Here is a 14,682-nt window from a genome sequence, read left to right as displayed (position 1 = left end):
GTACCTAATCGTTGGTAATAGTCGGTCTCCACGGTAACATTAAATAAAAACAGCTTCGATGAGTAGATCTCGCAATTGGGCAAAGCCGCCTACAACCTCAACTCGAATCCCTAATTTTTTCGCCGTTACTTGTGATAGGGTTGACCGTAATTAATCTTCAACTAAACTCCCATTAACGTAACAAGCCACCGTTCATTAAGCTCTTGATATCCGTTTGTTAAACAAAAATAAGGAAATTTGTTTAGCTTTTTAAAAAAACTTTTCCTTTGTTTTTAAAAGATTCAACAACATCAATAGCCTCATTTACATCCAACAAGTCGTAGATAGAATCCACCTTCATCAATCTCAATCTTTTATCGTTAATCAACGTTATCAATTTACTAAACGTTTCTTGCCATTTATCCGTTGATACTTGTGCATTCCAATTCCGTAAATGAAACATATTAGCATTTACTTTTGCCTTATTTATAATTTCTGTCCAGTTAACTTGTATTCCTGATAAAAGACCAATAGTTAAAAAATTGCCATTAGGGTGTATACAAAAAGCCAAATCGTTTCCAGACGAACCTCCAACAGAATCAATTGCAGCATCGACACCAATTCCATTCGTTAGTTCCATCACTGTTTCATATAGTGGATTTTTAGATGTGTCGATTACATAAGATGCTCCAAGACAAAGTAAATCCTTTGTATATTTATTATTTCTGGTAACTGCAATCAATCGAAATCCTAAAACCTTTGATAATTGAGCAAAAATATGCCCAATCGAAGAACCACACGCATTAACCAATAAAACATCATTTGGATTTAATTTTAAAACTTCTGTACAAGTCACCCAAGCCGTAATTGGATTTATATACATTTGCGAAGCTGTAAAATCATCAATTGAATCAGGTATTAATACTGTAAAATCTGCTGATGTCTTAACAAATTCCTGCCATGTGCCTTCCCCACGCAAAGGTAACACCCGTTTACCAATAAGATCTCGAGAAGCTAAAGGACCTACATATTCTACAATACCCACTCCTTCATAACCGGGGATATTAGGTAAAGAAATACGATGAGAATAAGCGCCTCTAATTGGAATTAAGTCAGAAGGGTTTATAGGACGTGCTAACATTCGAACAAGGACTTCATTATCTTTTGGTGGTTCTATACTTTTATATTCAATTTTTAATACCTCTTTAGGACTACCGAATTCGTAGAATCTAATACATTTTGCATCCAAAATAATAAGTCTCCTTAATATAAAACAGATTTATTTAATTATACCATCTTGAATTAACCTGCCCTTTAAGGTGGCAAGGCCACCAATATTATGAACCGCACCCCGTCAAGTAGACAGTATAAAAAACAAAAATAACCTATGCGGCCCTGGCCTTGTTTTGTTGAGTGTATTAATACCCCAGATAGATTTAAAAATAGTAGTACAGAAACTTGGATACCGAAACTCCTTTGTTCAATCTGAAACACCCAAATAGCTATTTGAAGGAGTTAGAGATCATGAATGCACTTATTGTCTACGCCCATCCTGAACCAAAGTCTTTTAATGGAGCATTAAAGGATCTTGCCATTACTGTTTTGACAGCAAATGGTCATCAAGTCAAAGTGTCTGATTTGTATGCAATGAAATGAAATGCAAAGCTGTTGCTGACCGCAATGATTTTCTCATTATGGAGAACTCGGAATTTTTAAAATACCAGCTTGAACAAAAGCATGCTTCAAAAACGAACAGCTTTGCCGAGGATATCCGAGAAGAACAAGAAAAACTTCTTTGGGCTGATTTTGTAATCTTCCAGTTCCCATTATGGTGGTACTCTGTCCTAGCTATACTGAAAGGCTGGTTTGATCGAGTCTTTGCTTCAGGTTTTGTTTATGGCAATGAAGTTGGAAGATATGATACGGGTGGACTCAAAGGCAAGAAAGCGATGTTGTCCACTCTCACCGGTTTCTCCACAGAATGCCTATACGCCATATGGAATGGATAGCGATATACACGAGAAGATCCTTTATCATATTAATCATGGGATCCTCTATTTTTCTGGTCTTGAACCTGTTGAACCGTTTATTGCCTGGACTCCCGCACGAGATGAGGAAGCCAGAATTCAATACTTGGAAGGTTACAAAAAGCGTCTTAAACATCTTTCTGAAATACGTTCTATCCCCTATCATCCAAGTTCTCATTTTGATGAGCATCACCAATTGAAACCAGAGTACAGGTAATAGCTATCTTCACTAAAATTTTGTATCCCAGAGAACGAATTCTGGGATATTTTATATTTTTACCAAAGACGAAGTGTCATAATGTCACGAGTTATTACACTATCCTACCCGTTAGCTTAACGCCGTCGCCAGTCTACTACTTTATTATCTAGTCTAAAACTACTAGATATTAACCAAAACTACCTATTACAAAAATGATAACGTTTTCAACACTTCACCGTATAAAATTGATATTGACAATCAGTTTAGTCGGGATTATGATTTGTTTATCCAAAAATTAAATAAACTCTTATCGAGAGAGACTGAGGGATCAGGCCCTATGACGTCCGGCAACCTCCAGCAATGGAACGGTGCCACTTCCTGCAGAATGAAATTCATTCTGAGAGATAAGTCGTTCACTTATTAACGATGCCTCTTTCGAATGAAAGGGGCTTTTGTTTTTGGGTGACGGGCATAAGGAGGCAGTAGATGATTGAAGTAAAAGAGCTGGTGAAAGAATACAACACCAAAAAAGGAACGGTTACAGGAGTAGATCGGGTTTCGTTACAAATCAACAAAGGCGAAATCTTCGGAATCGTCGGATATAGTGGAGCAGGGAAAAGCTCGTTGCTTCGATGCCTGAATCTTCTGGAAAAACCTACGTCCGGACAAATCCTGATCGATGGAATCGAACTGACATCATTAACAGAAAAAGATCTCCGAAATGCGAGACAAAAGATCGGAATGATTTTTCAGCACTTCTATCTAGTCAGCTCCAAAACGGTATTCGAAAATGTGGCGTTTGCCCTGAAGGCAGCACATAAATCAAAAGAAGAAATCGAAGAGAGGGTAAAGGAACTGTTAGAGATGGTCGGTCTTTCGGACAAGTGTGATGTCTATCCGTCACAACTGAGCGGTGGACAGAAACAGCGAGTCGGAATCGCCAGGGCACTTGCCAACAACCCATCTGTTCTGCTCTGTGATGAGGCGACGTCAGCACTCGATCCGAGCACAACCCAATCCATCCTTGCTCTCTTAAAAAAGATCAATCAGGAAATCGGCCTAACCATTGTACTCATTACACATGAGATGGAAGTGGTCAAAGAGATTTGTGACCGCATGGCGATTATGCAGGATGGTCAGATCATTGAACAGGGCCCGGTATATGAGATTTTTGCCAATCCGATCAAGCCATTGACGAAGACCTTTATCAACAGCATCTTGCAGTTTGACTTGCCGGATCACCTGATCAAACAACGAAAAGGCAGAATCATCAAAATTCATTTCAAAGGCTCCATCGCTGAAGAATCAGTTGTGTCTGATGTATTCCAGAAGCATCAGGTGAAAGGAAATATTCTGCATGGAAAAATTGAGTACATACAGAATACGCCACTCGGTATTTTCATCATGGAACTGGTCGGGGAGCAAGCGGAAGTAGAGGGCGCTGTACAATATCTGATTCAGCGGACGAACCATCTGGAGGTGTTGTACGATGCTGTTTGAGACACTGATCGAACTCATTCCAGAGCTGAACAAGGCTTTTTTTGAGACGATTTACATGGTCGGCATCTCGCTTGTAGTGTCTGTCATTGCGGGTCTTCCGCTTGGTGTCATTCTTTTCGTCACCGACCGAGGGTTGTTCCTGGAGAACACTCCTTTGAAAAATGTGATCGGGTTTGTAGTGAACATGGTTCGTTCCATTCCGTTCATCATCCTGCTTGTAGCACTGCTTCCGCTGACCAATCTCATTACGGGAACAACGATTGGGCCCACGGCGGCATCTGTCTCGCTCTCTGTGGCAGCGATTCCGTTTTTCGCCCGATTGGTTGAGACGTCACTGAGAGAGATCGATAAGGGCGTCATCGAAGCAGCGGTTTCCGTAGGGGCATCCCCCTGGATGATCATCAAGGATGTACTCATCCCGGAAGCCCGTCACGGCATCATTCAAGGGATTACGATTACCACGATCAGCTTGATTGCCTATTCTGCGATGGCAGGCATTGTCGGGGGAGGCGGTATCGGTGATTTGGCGATTCGCTTCGGTTACTACCGCTATGACAACACCGTGATGATTACGACGGTCGTGATTTTGATTTGTCTGGTTCAGTTGATTCAGTATGGCGGTGACTTCATCGCCAGAGTTGCAAATAAACGGTCATGACCGTTTATTTGCTGACCGCGAGCGGTCACATCAACCTTCATGAAAAACGTCGAGACGTTTTTCACAGAAAACGATAATTACAACATTCTAGGAGGCACACAAAATGAAAAAGTTTCAATCATTGCTCTTATCTCTCACTTTGATCCTATCCGTTGGTTTGCTTGCTGCTTGTGGTGGCGAAAAACCTGCCGCTAGTGGAGGTACCGCTTCGAAAGAATTAAAAATCGGAGCAACCGCAGGCCCATACAGCGACATGGTAACGAAAGCGATCAAGCCGCTTTTGGAAAAGAAAGGCTACACCGTGAATGTAGTAGAATTCAACGACTATGTGCAACCGAATCTTGCATTGTCTAAAGGTGATCTGAACGCCAACCTGTTCCAACACAAAATCTATCTGGAGAAATTTGCGGCTGAACATAAACTGGAGCTCTCTGAATTGATCTCTGTGCCAACTGCTCCAATGGGCATCTACTCCAAAAAGTTCAAGTCTCTTGAAGAAGTGGCAGATGGCAGTGCAATTGCAATTCCGAATGACCCGACGAATGCAGCACGTGCGTTCCTGATTTTGCAAGACGCTGGTTTGATCAAGCTTGATGCTTCTGCTAATCCGCTTACTGTATCTGAGAAAGATGTACAGGAAAACGTGAAAAACCTGCAATTCAAACCAATTGAAGCAGCACAGCTTCCACGCACCGTAGACAGTGTTGATTTGTCTGCTGTCCCAGGTAACTTCGCACTTGCTGCAAAAATGAACCTGCTGGATGCATTGAAGCTGGAAAATATGGCTGACGACTACCGCAACCGTGTCGTGGTGAATACCAAAGACGTAGAAGCGCAATTTGCAAAAGATATCAAGGAAGCGGTAGAATCTGCTGATTTCGAAAAAACAATTGATGCTGAGTTCCAGGGCTTCGGTAAACCAGCCTGGATGAAGAAGTAAATGGAGCGTTTAGAAGTAAGGGGAGCACCCAATACCTACGTGTGCGAAGAAGGGATTCTGGATGAGCTGGAGTCCCTTCTCCAGAAGCACGGGATCACGAGACCATTAGTGGTTCACGGAGAACGTTCCTGGAACGCTGCGAGTCTGTATTTCTTGAAAAACACAACAGAGATATTCACATTTGAACGATATAAGGGAGAATGTACAGAGGCAGAGGTTCAGCGAATCGTTTCTTTGATAGATGCTGGAGAATACGATGCAGTGATTGGTGTTGGCGGCGGTAAGGTGCTGGACATTGCCAAAGCAGCAGGAAATGGGGCTAGGGTCGATATTGTACTCATTCCAACACTAGCATCTACTTGTGCAGCGTGGACTCCATTAAGCGTCTTTTATAATGAAGAAGGTCATTTTACGCACTATACGATGTTTGCCAAAGGAGCAGATCTTGTATTGGTGGAACCACGTATTTTGCTGGAAGCACCGGTGCGTTATCTGATCGCAGGGATTGCTGATACGTTGGCAAAGTGGTATGAAGCGGATGTCCTGATCGAAAAAGTAAAGAATCGACCTGTTGTACTCGATATTTCCTATCATGCGGCAAAGCTGTGTCAACAAATCTTGCTGCAACAGGGGAGAGAAGCAGTAGAAGATTACAAACGCAAGCAAGTCACGCACTCGCTGGTAAGTGTGTTCGAAACGATCTTCGTGGCTGGAGGCATGGTTGGAGGCTACGGCGACAAGTATGGCCGAATCTCCGGTGCACATGCCATTCATAACGGATTGACAGTTGCATCTGCCACACACGAATTCCTGCATGGGGAGAAGGTGGCTTACGGGATTCTGGTTCAACTGGCGATTGAGCAGAAATGGGATGCGATTGACGAGTTGCTTCCATACTATCTGGATTTAGGTCTACCAACTCGCTTGGAATCAGTTGGCTTACACTTGGAGGACAGCACAACTCTTCGCGCTGTCTGTGAGAGAACCGTTCTGCCATACGAATCCATTCATCTCATGGGCGAGATAACAGCAGAGCAAGTATTTTTAGCAATACAAGAGCTTGAGAGAGTTTCGGGGGTTTAGAAAAGAGACAGAATAGATAAGAAAAAAGAGCCCAATGAGGCTCTTTTTTAATGGGGACTTCTCGAAGTTGTACGTTTTTTAACTATCCAACTGCCCGATCACAGGGGCATTTTGCTTGCCAGCCCGTCTCGCAACCCGTTTATGATGAAGAAAGAAGTACAAGACGATCGTAAATGTAACGACAGCCGTCGAGACAGAATACATGTTGTGATAATTCGTCCGTTCAGCTACGAGACCAAGGAGCAAGGATCCGATAGCGATACCCGCGTCGTAGAAGAACAGAAAAGTTGAGGTGGCAAATCCTTTTCGATGAGCAGGAGCGGCTTGGACAGCCAATGTTTGAAAAGAAGGGAACAATGCTCCGTAACCTAACCCGAGAACGGCGGCACTTGCCAGAAACCAGAAGCTGGAGCCAGTTTGGCTAAGCATGTATTCTCCCGCCACGAAGATCAGGATTCCCGGATAAACAATGCTGTTCGCCCCTTTGCGGTCAAACAGTTTGCCCAGAAACGGGCGAGGCAGTACGACCAACAAGGCAAAGGCAGCAAAGAAGTAGTTGGTGATCTCCATTAACCCGAGACTGTTGCCAAAGACGGAAACAAAGGCAGTGATTCCACCGTAGGCAAAGGCGAGTAAAAATCCGCAAAGCGCAATCGGAATAGAGGACTTCTCCAAAATCTGACGCAAGGAAAAGGTGTGAGTGGTTCTTTGCTGAGGTACCAAGCGAATGAGCATGGTACAGATCACACTAAGCAATGAGCAGACAGTTAGAATCATGAACAACACGGGAAAAGATGTATATTGAATCAACGTAAGCCCGAGAAACGGACCGATGACCATTGACATGCTGATGAACATCCCGTAATACCCGAGACCTTCTCCCATCCTCGTCTTAGGCAGAATATCGGCAGCAATCGTTCCAGTAACGGAAGTTGCAATCCCAAACGAGAAGCCGTGAACCACACGCAAAAGGATCAGCGCCCAAAAGTTACCCACGACCAAATATAAAAAGCTCGCCACAAGGTAGACAATAGTTGAGACGAACAGTAGCTGTTTTTTGCCAAAGCGATCCATCCATACTCCGGCAAATGGCCGGGAGACCAGGGCGGCAAGGGCATAGGTAGTTAACAGCAGGCCAATTTGTGTATTGTCAACATGAAAGGCTTCCTTTGCATAAATAGGCAGGGTAGGCAACAGCGAGTAAAAGCAGATATAAACAAAAAAACAGCAAATACAAAGACTGATAAAATTACGACTCCACATTTGTTCCTTATCCATAAGATTTTTCCTCTCCACTAAGCAGTACAGTTGTTTTGGTCGATAAGAATTTATAACATTTTATCTTATCGACATAAGTGGTCGACTAAGCGCAACATCCATGTTGCATCGTCGACACTAGCACATCGTGTGCGTCGCACGGCTCTGCTGTCGCCATAGGCTTGGCAATCGCCGAGTTTTCTAATGTATTGTTATATTGTAAATGGATTGAGTTCATATATAAAATATATGTTATGTATTTTTGATATACTTTTTATATATAGTTGCCATAAAGGGGTGAGTAGATGGATATCCGTCATTTTCGCTATTTCATTGCTATTGCAGAGGAAGGGCAAATAACGGCAGCAGCGAGGCGGCTCAACATGGCGCAACCTCCGCTCAGTCAGGCATTGAAGGCAATGGAAGAAGAATTGGGACTTGTACTTTTTGAACGTAAAAAAAACGCCATGACACTTACGCATGAAGGCGAAATCTTTTTGCAAAAGGCGCTTGCGGTTGTCCATCAATTTGATGAAACGATCATGGAGGTCAAGGAAATTGCCCAAGAAATCAGGGGTGTCTTGTCAGTGGGAAGCACCATCTACTGTTCCCTGATGATGATCCGTAAAATTACAGCCATCCGCGAGATGTATCCTTTACTTACGTTTCGTGTCTGGGAGGGGTATTCTGACCGCTTACAACACCTGTTGGAAAAGCGACAAATCGAGATCGCCATTACGCATAGCCCTGCGGATTGGAACAATGTCAACATTTTACCGTTGGAGAAGGGGCCGTTTGTATTGGTATTGCCGAAGCAGTGGACCTTTGACTTGCCTGAAGCAGTCACACTAGACGAAGTTTCGGACAAACCGCTGATCCTGCTGCGGCCACCACATGGATGGAGCATGTTCGATATTTTCATGCAAGAATACAAAAACAGGTTTGCACGTCCGAATCTATTATGTGAATGCAATGATACCGTGACGTTGTTGAACCTGGTTTCAGCAGGTTTTGGCCTGACGATTTTACCGCTCTCCGTGATTCAACTCTTCCCAGTAGACAACTTCCGAATTGTGCACATCAAGGATAATCCGTTTATGCTGCAGCCAAATCTGGTCTGGAGAAAAAACGGTTATCTGTCCAAAGCTGCGGAGGAATTTTTACGGCTGTTTCAGGAAAAGTGATGGTTTAAATATCTCTGTTCTGTCCATTCGTACTTTTGATTTAAAAACAAATGACCCGCAGGAGGGACACCTTGTTAAAGTGTCCCATCTTACGGGTCGCCCTTCAGAGTTGAGGTTTTGAGTCCTTATCCTTTTTGATGCGTTAACGTGTTATTTATTCCATGGTGTTTCAGTTTTGTGCTCAATAATTTGTAATACTTTTGGTTCAATCGCTTTTAACAGTTGTTCCTTTGAATAATTGCTTTTCGTAACATCGCTATTATTTTCATCTTGAATTTGTACATCAACCTGTGTGTTTGCAATGACATCAATTACTTGTTGTTTAGAGACATTTTTAGAGGCTGCAACCTCCACAACAGATTTACCCTTTGCTAATTCTTGTTTTAATTCTGTTGGGCTGATTTTTAGTAAAGAAAACAGATTTGCATCATTTAGATAGGCATCAGCAGTATAATCAGGCTTACCATTGGTAGAGAAAAAACCTTCTACTATAACGTTTGAAGGTGTAGTCTCACCTCCGATCAGAGAAACACTGATTGTATTGCCCTGAACAAATGCCTGGTAGAACGGTGTTTTTGATCCCTCTTTGGTGTAATTCAATAGAAACGTTTTTTGATCCGGGTTCTCCATTTGCTCCATAGCAAACTCGTACTCTTCGATGTTGCCATACATTTTATCAATGAGATCATCTACTTTTGCCTTGATTTCCTGATCGGTTAAAACAATGAGTGGCTTCTCCTTAGGTTCCCAATTCTCTTGAATCACATGTTCAATCGCACCCGTACTACCGTTAGTATGAAGAGAAAACTTTTTGCCGGTTCCTCCTTTTTCCTGCAATATGATGCTTGTTTGGACATCCTGAACGTTGCTTGCATCGATAATCTCAAACGATTTTGTTTCGGGAAATGCGCTATACAGCTTCTCAAGTGTTGCGTTGCCAATCTCATCCACCTTGACTTGTTCAGCAGTCATTGGTGTTCTAGTAAGCATTTCAATCAGGGTAGGGGCCGCAAATGCTGCGGTTGGAATCAAGATCGCAGCAGCAACGATTCCACCAATTAATCGTTTTTTCATGGTAATTTCGCTCCTTTTTCGTTGCAAATATTGAGAATAGGATTGTTCTATTCGTTTGGAAATTCCCGGAGGGCACTCCATAGTTTCTGCCTCTTTGTGCAGATGTTCACGGATTTTGCGTTCAATAGGCATTGATCTTTTCCATCCTTTCTGGGGGGAGATTCCCTAAGTTTTTTCGAAGCGCCTGGAGGCCAGCATGATATCTGGACTTGACAGTACCCAGCGGAATATCGAGCAATGTTGCGATTTCCTCAAGAGTATAGTCGTGAAAAAAGCGGAGGATAATCACCATTCGCTGTTTGTCGGTCAGTTTTCGGATTGCCTGCGATATCATTTGGTTCGTCCCGTCCATCAACACAGTAGGTTGATCCCAATGAGACTCTTCCCGAGTGAAGGCACGGATGCGATCAAAAATTCGGAATCTCCGCCAGCTCTTGACCCGAAATCTCTGCACTTGACGGATGACCAAGCCGTGTAGCCAGAAGTGGAAAGGTCGGTTCGTATCGTAGTTAGCAAGTGAGGTCCACATTTGCATATAGATCTCATTCATGACATCTTCCCGATCCTGGTGATGATCCACCAGAAAGGAGACTGTCCGGTATACGTCCTGATAGGTGGCATCATAAATCGTATGAAACGCTTGTTGATTACCATCTTTCATTTTTGCGAGCAATTGATACATATCTTCACTTTGCATTCAGAGGGCCCTCCTGGGTAAGCAGCTTACACACTATATTGTCTCTTTATCAAAAAAAGGTTCGGTTCTTTATTTTTTTTGCAAACGGCTGAGTGTTGGCGGCTATTACGTCCACTACGAGAATAATAAAACAAAAGCCGGATTCCTTGAGTAGGAAAACCCGGCTTTTTAACTATAGATCCAACTATACAGTTTTGTCTTGCTTTCGGTTCAAAATAACCTTCGCCAGCTCCACAATCGGAATAATAGACAGCGAGCTTGCAATGACAATCAGCCACTGTTCCCACGTTAATTGCTGCACTTTAAACAAGGAGTTGAAATAGGGGACAATGATCACCACTAGTTGAAAGAATGCAGAGATGGCGATGGCCAGATTCAAGTATTTATTTGTAAATACCCCGATGGATAGGAGCGATTTGGTGTTGGAGCGCACATTCAGTGCATGCGTTAATTGGATCAGACCCAGGGTGGCAAATGTCATGGTTACGGCTACCTCATGGGAATAGTACGTCTGACCAATCATGTAGGCGGACAGTGTAATCAATCCCTTAAAAATGCCCTGATAAACAATGCTGATCCCCATACCCTCTGCAAAAAAGCTGTTGCTGGACTTGCGGGGTTTCATCTTCATGATGTCTTTTTCTGCTTTTTCCATCCCAATCGCCAAAGCAGGGAGCGTATCGGTTACGAGGTTTACCCACAGGATGTGAATCGGCAAGAGAATGTTCCAGCCAAGCATTGTACCGATAAAGATGGCGACAATTTCGCCGAGGTTGGAGGACAGCAGGAATTGAATCGATTTCCGCAGATTGCTGTATATCTTGCGCCCTTCTTCAACAGCGACGACAATGGTAGCAAAATTGTCATCCGCCAGGACCATATCGGAAGCGCCTTTGGCCACATCTGTACCGGTAATGCCCATGCCAATCCCGATGTCAGAGGCTTTGAGGGCAGGGGCATCATTCACACCGTCACCTGTCATGGCAATAATCTTGTTCTGCTTTTTCCATGTATTTACGATCTTTACCTTGTGTTCAGGAGATACCCTGGCATACACAGAGAAATGGGAAACCCGATCTTCGAATTCCTTGTCACTTAACTTGTTCAGTTCGCTTCCGGTGATGGCTTCACTTTCATCTTGTATGATCTGTAGCTGTTTGGCGATGGCGATGGCTGTATCTTTATGATCCCCTGTGATCATGATCGGGCGGATTCCCGCTTCTTTACATATTCGAACTGCCTCTCGTGCTTCTTCTCGGGGAGGATCAATCATTCCAACAAGTCCGACGAATACGAATTCATGCTCAACTGTTTCGGAACTTACGTCTGAAGGCAGAGCTTCTACATCTTTATATGCCAGAGCAAGGACCCGCAAAGCTTCGCCAGCCATTTCCTGATTGGCTCTCTGGATCAGACTTCTGTGTTCACTGGTAAACGGTTCAATCGTCCCCTCATGGAGATATCCTGTACATCTTTCTAAAAGGACATCGGGCGCACCTTTTGTAATTACTTTGAGATGACCGCCAAATGAATGAATCGTCGTCATCAGCTTTCTGTCAGAATCAAACGGGATTTCACCCACCCGGGGAATTAATTCATCCAGTTGCTCTTTTTGGTATCCGTTGTCTATGGCAAAGTAAGCCAGGGCGGTTTCTGTGGGGTCACCAATGAAGGTTACCTTGCTGTTTGCATGTGAGCCGTTGGAGTCATTGCACAGGACGAGAGACTGCATGAACAGTTCGGCATGTTTTTTTTCAAAGGTCTTCAGGACTTCTGCCTTGCAGCTTTTTTTGTTAATAAATATTTCCTGCACGGTCATTTTATTTTGGGTTAATGTACCTGTCTTGTCAGAGCAAATGATCTCTGTGCTGCCCAGCGTCTCAACCGCAGACAGTTTGCGAATGATCGCGTTTCTCTTGGCCATTCGCTGGACGCCAAGAGCAAGGATAATCGTTATGACCGCAGGAAGACCTTCGGGAATCGCAGCAACGGCAAGGCTGATCGAAATAAGGAACATGTCCAGATAATTTCTGCCTTGCAAGATGCCTGCGAGAAAAATAATAACAGAGATGATTACGATCCCAACGGTGAGGTAGCGGGTCATTTCAGCCAGTTTTTTCTGAAGGGGAGTCGCCTGGTTTACGCTTGTGGAGAGATGGCTGGCGATTTTGCCGATTTCTGTATTCATTCCAATTGCTGTGACAATTCCAGTACCTCTGCCGTATGTAACGATGCTGCCTGCAAAAGACATATTCTTGCGATCACCAATGACCAGATCCAGTACGTCTAACGTTTCGGTTGTTTTTTCTACCGGAACTGACTCACCTGTGAGTGCTGCTTCTTCTACTTTCAGACCAGAGCATTGCAACAACCGCATATCAGCAGGGACATAATCGCCTGCCTCCAGTAACACGATATCGCCAGGGACAAGGTCCTCTGAGTTGATCTGTTTTACTTCACCATCCCGTTTGACCTTTGCATGCAAGGAGGACATTTGCTTCAAGGCTTCCAGAGATTTTTCTGCCTTTCTTTCCTGGATCACCCCGAGAATGGCATTGATAGACACGACTACCAGAATAATGATCGAATCAGTGAGCTCGTGCAAAACCCCGGAGACGAGGGCAGCAATCAGTAAAATGATGACCATGACATTTTTAAATTGTTCCAGAATCATTTCAAACAGCGATTTTTTCTTGCCTTCCATCAATTCATTTTTGCCATAGATGGCCTTGCGTTTGTCGGCTTCTTGTTCTGTCAGCCCACTCCGATCGGAATGAAGGATGTTGAGTGCCGCATCACAATCTTTCATATGAAAGGCTTCTTCTATGAGTTGGTTGCTAGTATTCTGATTCATCGAAGGATCACTCCTTTGGAATTATTCATAAAAACTGCCACACTCATGAACATTACTTTCTATTATAATGGAAAAAAGAGTATATGAAGGGGTGGAGAGATGACAAATATTATCGTAGTTCCTACTGATGGGTCTGAGGGCTCTATCAGAGCGCTTCATTACGCAATTGACACAGCTAAAAAAACAGATGGGGAAATCATTTTGATAAATGTGCAACCGAACTTCTCAACACCGCACACGAAAACCTTCTTCAGTAAAATGGATATTGAAGAATATACACAAATGATGGCGGTCGAGGCGTTGGAGCAGGCGAAGAGGATTGTCATGGAGTCGGGAGTTCCCTATCGTGTTAAGATACGTGTGGGCCTGCCAAAAGTGGAAATTTGCCAAGAAGCAAAAGAGTCAGAAGCTGCATCCATCGTTTTGGGATACCGTGGATTAGGTGCGATCATGGGGACTGTAATGGGCAGTGTATGTTATGGAGTGCTGCAGGATACACCTTGTCCGGTTACCATTGTTCCATAATAGGTATGTCAAAACAATAGACACAATGACTGATATTATGTCGAAAATCGAACAAGAAGCTGATCTGCCTAATAAGGGGGTCGGCTTTTTCATTGATACAGATATGTCAGCTTCGGGTAGCTGTAAGTCTGGTAATGTCATCAATCCAAGCGGGAAAAGTAAAAGTAGCATATCCTATCATGACATGAATCTTTTGTCCTGTTCTCTTGGACGGGCAACCCCTTGAAAGGATGGGAAAATGCGATGATGTACGTCTTTAGCCGAATTAAGAAGGGAACTCACATCGGGGTTTACTTTGGTAGTAAATGTGTGAAGGGGAAGTTTTATGGCTTTCATAAAGACTCCACTGTGGTCATCCATAAAAAAGACAGAGTCTACTATATCAACCCCAAAAAAGTAGCTGCCGTCCGAATTTAATGAATGGATTGTTTGCTCCAATAGAAAAACAGATGAGGTCGTCTCATCTGCTTTTTTACGGGCGTTTTTTTTTATTGTACGGGAATATCAATGGCTGTGATTTTATTGATAGGAACAAATACAGTTTGGCCGGGGACTCCTGCGCGGTTGATTGCGGCAACACCATTATTTACTCCTATGAAAGTTCCTTCGTGGGATTGACCATCAAAGTGGATACGAATGTTCGTACCTATTCCGATGTTTTCGAGTGTTCTTCTGATAGAACTCGACATAGTGAAAAAACCTCCT

At 43.4% G+C, this 14,682-nt stretch carries 15 protein-coding genes and 1 riboswitch; of the genes, 9 read left to right on the top strand and 6 right to left on the bottom strand.

Translation table 11 applies throughout. The annotated features are described in order from the left end of the window. Positions 1-241 precede the first annotated feature (241 nt). Positions 242-1,228 carry a zinc-dependent alcohol dehydrogenase family protein gene (locus ACPW7N_RS04325; protein ID WP_425649794.1) on the bottom strand — a complete coding sequence of 329 codons (987 nt, stop codon included), beginning with the start codon at positions 1,226-1,228 and terminating at the stop codon, positions 242-244. A gap of 275 nt (positions 1,229-1,503) precedes the next feature. Between ACPW7N_RS04325 and ACPW7N_RS04320 the strand changes: the two genes are divergently transcribed. From ACPW7N_RS04320 to ACPW7N_RS04295, 6 genes are all read left to right on the top strand, one after another. Continuing rightward, complete coding sequence (locus tag ACPW7N_RS04320; RefSeq protein WP_425649793.1) at positions 1,504-1,635, top strand: NAD(P)H-dependent oxidoreductase; 132 nt, start codon at positions 1,504-1,506, stop codon at positions 1,633-1,635. Further along, positions 1,632-1,988, top strand: a complete 357-nt coding sequence (locus ACPW7N_RS04315; RefSeq protein ID WP_425649792.1) for an NAD(P)H-dependent oxidoreductase — start codon at positions 1,632-1,634, stop codon at positions 1,986-1,988. Before ACPW7N_RS04320 ends, ACPW7N_RS04315 begins: the two co-directional genes overlap by 4 nt. A gap of 521 nt (positions 1,989-2,509) precedes the next feature. Then, positions 2,510-2,616: riboswitch (SAM riboswitch) on the top strand. A 75-nt stretch (positions 2,617-2,691) separates the two neighbouring features. Beyond that, positions 2,692-3,705 carry a methionine ABC transporter ATP-binding protein gene (locus ACPW7N_RS04310; protein ID WP_425649791.1) on the top strand — a complete coding sequence of 338 codons (1,014 nt, stop codon included), beginning with the start codon at positions 2,692-2,694 and terminating at the stop codon, positions 3,703-3,705. Then, positions 3,695-4,363: a methionine ABC transporter permease gene (locus ACPW7N_RS04305; RefSeq protein WP_425649790.1), complete on the top strand. Its 669-nt coding sequence runs from the start codon at positions 3,695-3,697 to the stop codon at positions 4,361-4,363. The genes ACPW7N_RS04310 and ACPW7N_RS04305 overlap by 11 nt, the downstream gene beginning before the upstream one ends. A gap of 103 nt (positions 4,364-4,466) precedes the next feature. After that, positions 4,467-5,303: a MetQ/NlpA family ABC transporter substrate-binding protein gene (locus ACPW7N_RS04300; protein WP_425649789.1), complete on the top strand. Its 837-nt coding sequence runs from the start codon at positions 4,467-4,469 to the stop codon at positions 5,301-5,303. Beyond that, positions 5,304-6,386, top strand: a complete 1,083-nt coding sequence (locus ACPW7N_RS04295; protein ID WP_425649788.1) for an iron-containing alcohol dehydrogenase family protein — start codon at positions 5,304-5,306, stop codon at positions 6,384-6,386. It begins immediately after the preceding gene. Positions 6,387-6,464: 78 nt separating this feature from the next. On the opposite strand, the gene ACPW7N_RS04290 is transcribed toward ACPW7N_RS04295, so the two are convergent. After that, on the bottom strand, positions 6,465-7,664 hold the full coding sequence (locus ACPW7N_RS04290) for an MFS transporter (RefSeq protein ID WP_425649787.1): 1,200 nt from the start codon (positions 7,662-7,664) through the stop codon (positions 6,465-6,467). Between the two features lie 284 nt (positions 7,665-7,948). On the opposite strand from ACPW7N_RS04290, the gene ACPW7N_RS04285 reads away from it, so the two are divergent. Further along, on the top strand, positions 7,949-8,827 hold the full coding sequence (locus ACPW7N_RS04285; RefSeq protein WP_425649786.1) for a LysR family transcriptional regulator: 879 nt from the start codon (positions 7,949-7,951) through the stop codon (positions 8,825-8,827). Between the two features lie 150 nt (positions 8,828-8,977). On the opposite strand, the gene ACPW7N_RS04280 is transcribed toward ACPW7N_RS04285, so the two are convergent. The 3 genes from ACPW7N_RS04280 to ACPW7N_RS04270 all read right to left on the bottom strand — a co-directional run bounded on the left by ACPW7N_RS04280 (position 8,978) and on the right by ACPW7N_RS04270 (position 13,407). Next, positions 8,978-10,033, bottom strand: a complete 1,056-nt coding sequence (locus ACPW7N_RS04280; protein WP_425649785.1) for a hypothetical protein — start codon at positions 10,031-10,033, stop codon at positions 8,978-8,980. After that, positions 10,023-10,598 carry a sigma-70 family RNA polymerase sigma factor gene (locus ACPW7N_RS04275; RefSeq protein ID WP_425649784.1) on the bottom strand — a complete coding sequence of 192 codons (576 nt, stop codon included), beginning with the start codon at positions 10,596-10,598 and terminating at the stop codon, positions 10,023-10,025. Before ACPW7N_RS04275 ends, ACPW7N_RS04280 begins: the two co-directional genes overlap by 11 nt. Positions 10,599-10,782: 184 nt before the next feature. Next, a complete protein-coding gene (locus ACPW7N_RS04270) occupies positions 10,783-13,407 on the bottom strand; it encodes a calcium-translocating P-type ATPase, SERCA-type (protein ID WP_425649923.1) in 2,625 nt (874 codons plus the stop codon). 144 nt (positions 13,408-13,551) lie between these two features. On the opposite strand from ACPW7N_RS04270, the gene ACPW7N_RS04265 reads away from it, so the two are divergent. Both ACPW7N_RS04265 and ACPW7N_RS04260 read left to right on the top strand, forming a co-directional pair. Continuing rightward, complete coding sequence (locus tag ACPW7N_RS04265) at positions 13,552-13,977, top strand: universal stress protein (protein WP_425649783.1); 426 nt, start codon at positions 13,552-13,554, stop codon at positions 13,975-13,977. Between the two features lie 243 nt (positions 13,978-14,220). After that, positions 14,221-14,394 (top strand): hypothetical protein, encoded by a 174-nt coding sequence (locus ACPW7N_RS04260; RefSeq protein ID WP_425649782.1) that lies wholly within the window; start codon positions 14,221-14,223, stop codon positions 14,392-14,394. Between the two features lie 71 nt (positions 14,395-14,465). On the opposite strand, the gene ACPW7N_RS04255 is transcribed toward ACPW7N_RS04260, so the two are convergent. Continuing rightward, the gene (locus ACPW7N_RS04255; protein WP_425649781.1) at positions 14,466-14,666 is read right to left on the bottom strand and encodes a hypothetical protein; all 201 of its coding nucleotides are present in this window, start codon (positions 14,664-14,666) and stop codon (positions 14,466-14,468) included. Positions 14,667-14,682 lie beyond the last annotated feature (16 nt).

The organism is Brevibacillus nigriterrae, assembly GCF_049846925.1.
Lineage (GTDB): Bacteria > Bacillota > Bacilli > Brevibacillales > Brevibacillaceae > Brevibacillus_H.
Note: the sequence above shows the minus strand (reverse complement) of the source record. Positions and strands in the feature narration are given on the sequence as shown.

What these genes read in the sequence shown, in the direction of transcription:
- ACPW7N_RS04260 (WP_425649782.1), top strand. Translation starts at nt 14,221, where the DNA reads ATGATGTACGTCTTTAGCCGAATTAAGAAGGGAACTCACATCGGGGTT.
- ACPW7N_RS04310 (WP_425649791.1), top strand. Translation starts at nt 2,692, where the DNA reads ATGATTGAAGTAAAAGAGCTGGTGAAAGAATACAACACCAAAAAAGGA.
- ACPW7N_RS04285 (WP_425649786.1), top strand. Translation starts at nt 7,949, where the DNA reads ATGGATATCCGTCATTTTCGCTATTTCATTGCTATTGCAGAGGAAGGG.
- ACPW7N_RS04305 (WP_425649790.1), top strand. Translation starts at nt 3,695, where the DNA reads ATGCTGTTTGAGACACTGATCGAACTCATTCCAGAGCTGAACAAGGCT.
- ACPW7N_RS04265 (WP_425649783.1), top strand. Translation starts at nt 13,552, where the DNA reads ATGACAAATATTATCGTAGTTCCTACTGATGGGTCTGAGGGCTCTATC.
- ACPW7N_RS04320 (WP_425649793.1), top strand. Translation starts at nt 1,504, where the DNA reads ATGAATGCACTTATTGTCTACGCCCATCCTGAACCAAAGTCTTTTAAT.
- ACPW7N_RS04280 (WP_425649785.1), bottom strand. Translation starts at nt 10,033, where the DNA reads ATGCCTATTGAACGCAAAATCCGTGAACATCTGCACAAAGAGGCAGAA.
- ACPW7N_RS04300 (WP_425649789.1), top strand. Translation starts at nt 4,467, where the DNA reads ATGAAAAAGTTTCAATCATTGCTCTTATCTCTCACTTTGATCCTATCC.
- ACPW7N_RS04295 (WP_425649788.1), top strand. Translation starts at nt 5,304, where the DNA reads ATGGAGCGTTTAGAAGTAAGGGGAGCACCCAATACCTACGTGTGCGAA.
- ACPW7N_RS04275 (WP_425649784.1), bottom strand. Translation starts at nt 10,598, where the DNA reads ATGCAAAGTGAAGATATGTATCAATTGCTCGCAAAAATGAAAGATGGT.
- ACPW7N_RS04255 (WP_425649781.1), bottom strand. Translation starts at nt 14,666, where the DNA reads ATGTCGAGTTCTATCAGAAGAACACTCGAAAACATCGGAATAGGTACG.
- ACPW7N_RS04290 (WP_425649787.1), bottom strand. Translation starts at nt 7,664, where the DNA reads ATGGATAAGGAACAAATGTGGAGTCGTAATTTTATCAGTCTTTGTATT.
- ACPW7N_RS04270 (WP_425649923.1), bottom strand. Translation starts at nt 13,407, where the DNA reads ATGAAAGATTGTGATGCGGCACTCAACATCCTTCATTCCGATCGGAGT.
- ACPW7N_RS04315 (WP_425649792.1), top strand. Translation starts at nt 1,632, where the DNA reads ATGAAATGCAAAGCTGTTGCTGACCGCAATGATTTTCTCATTATGGAG.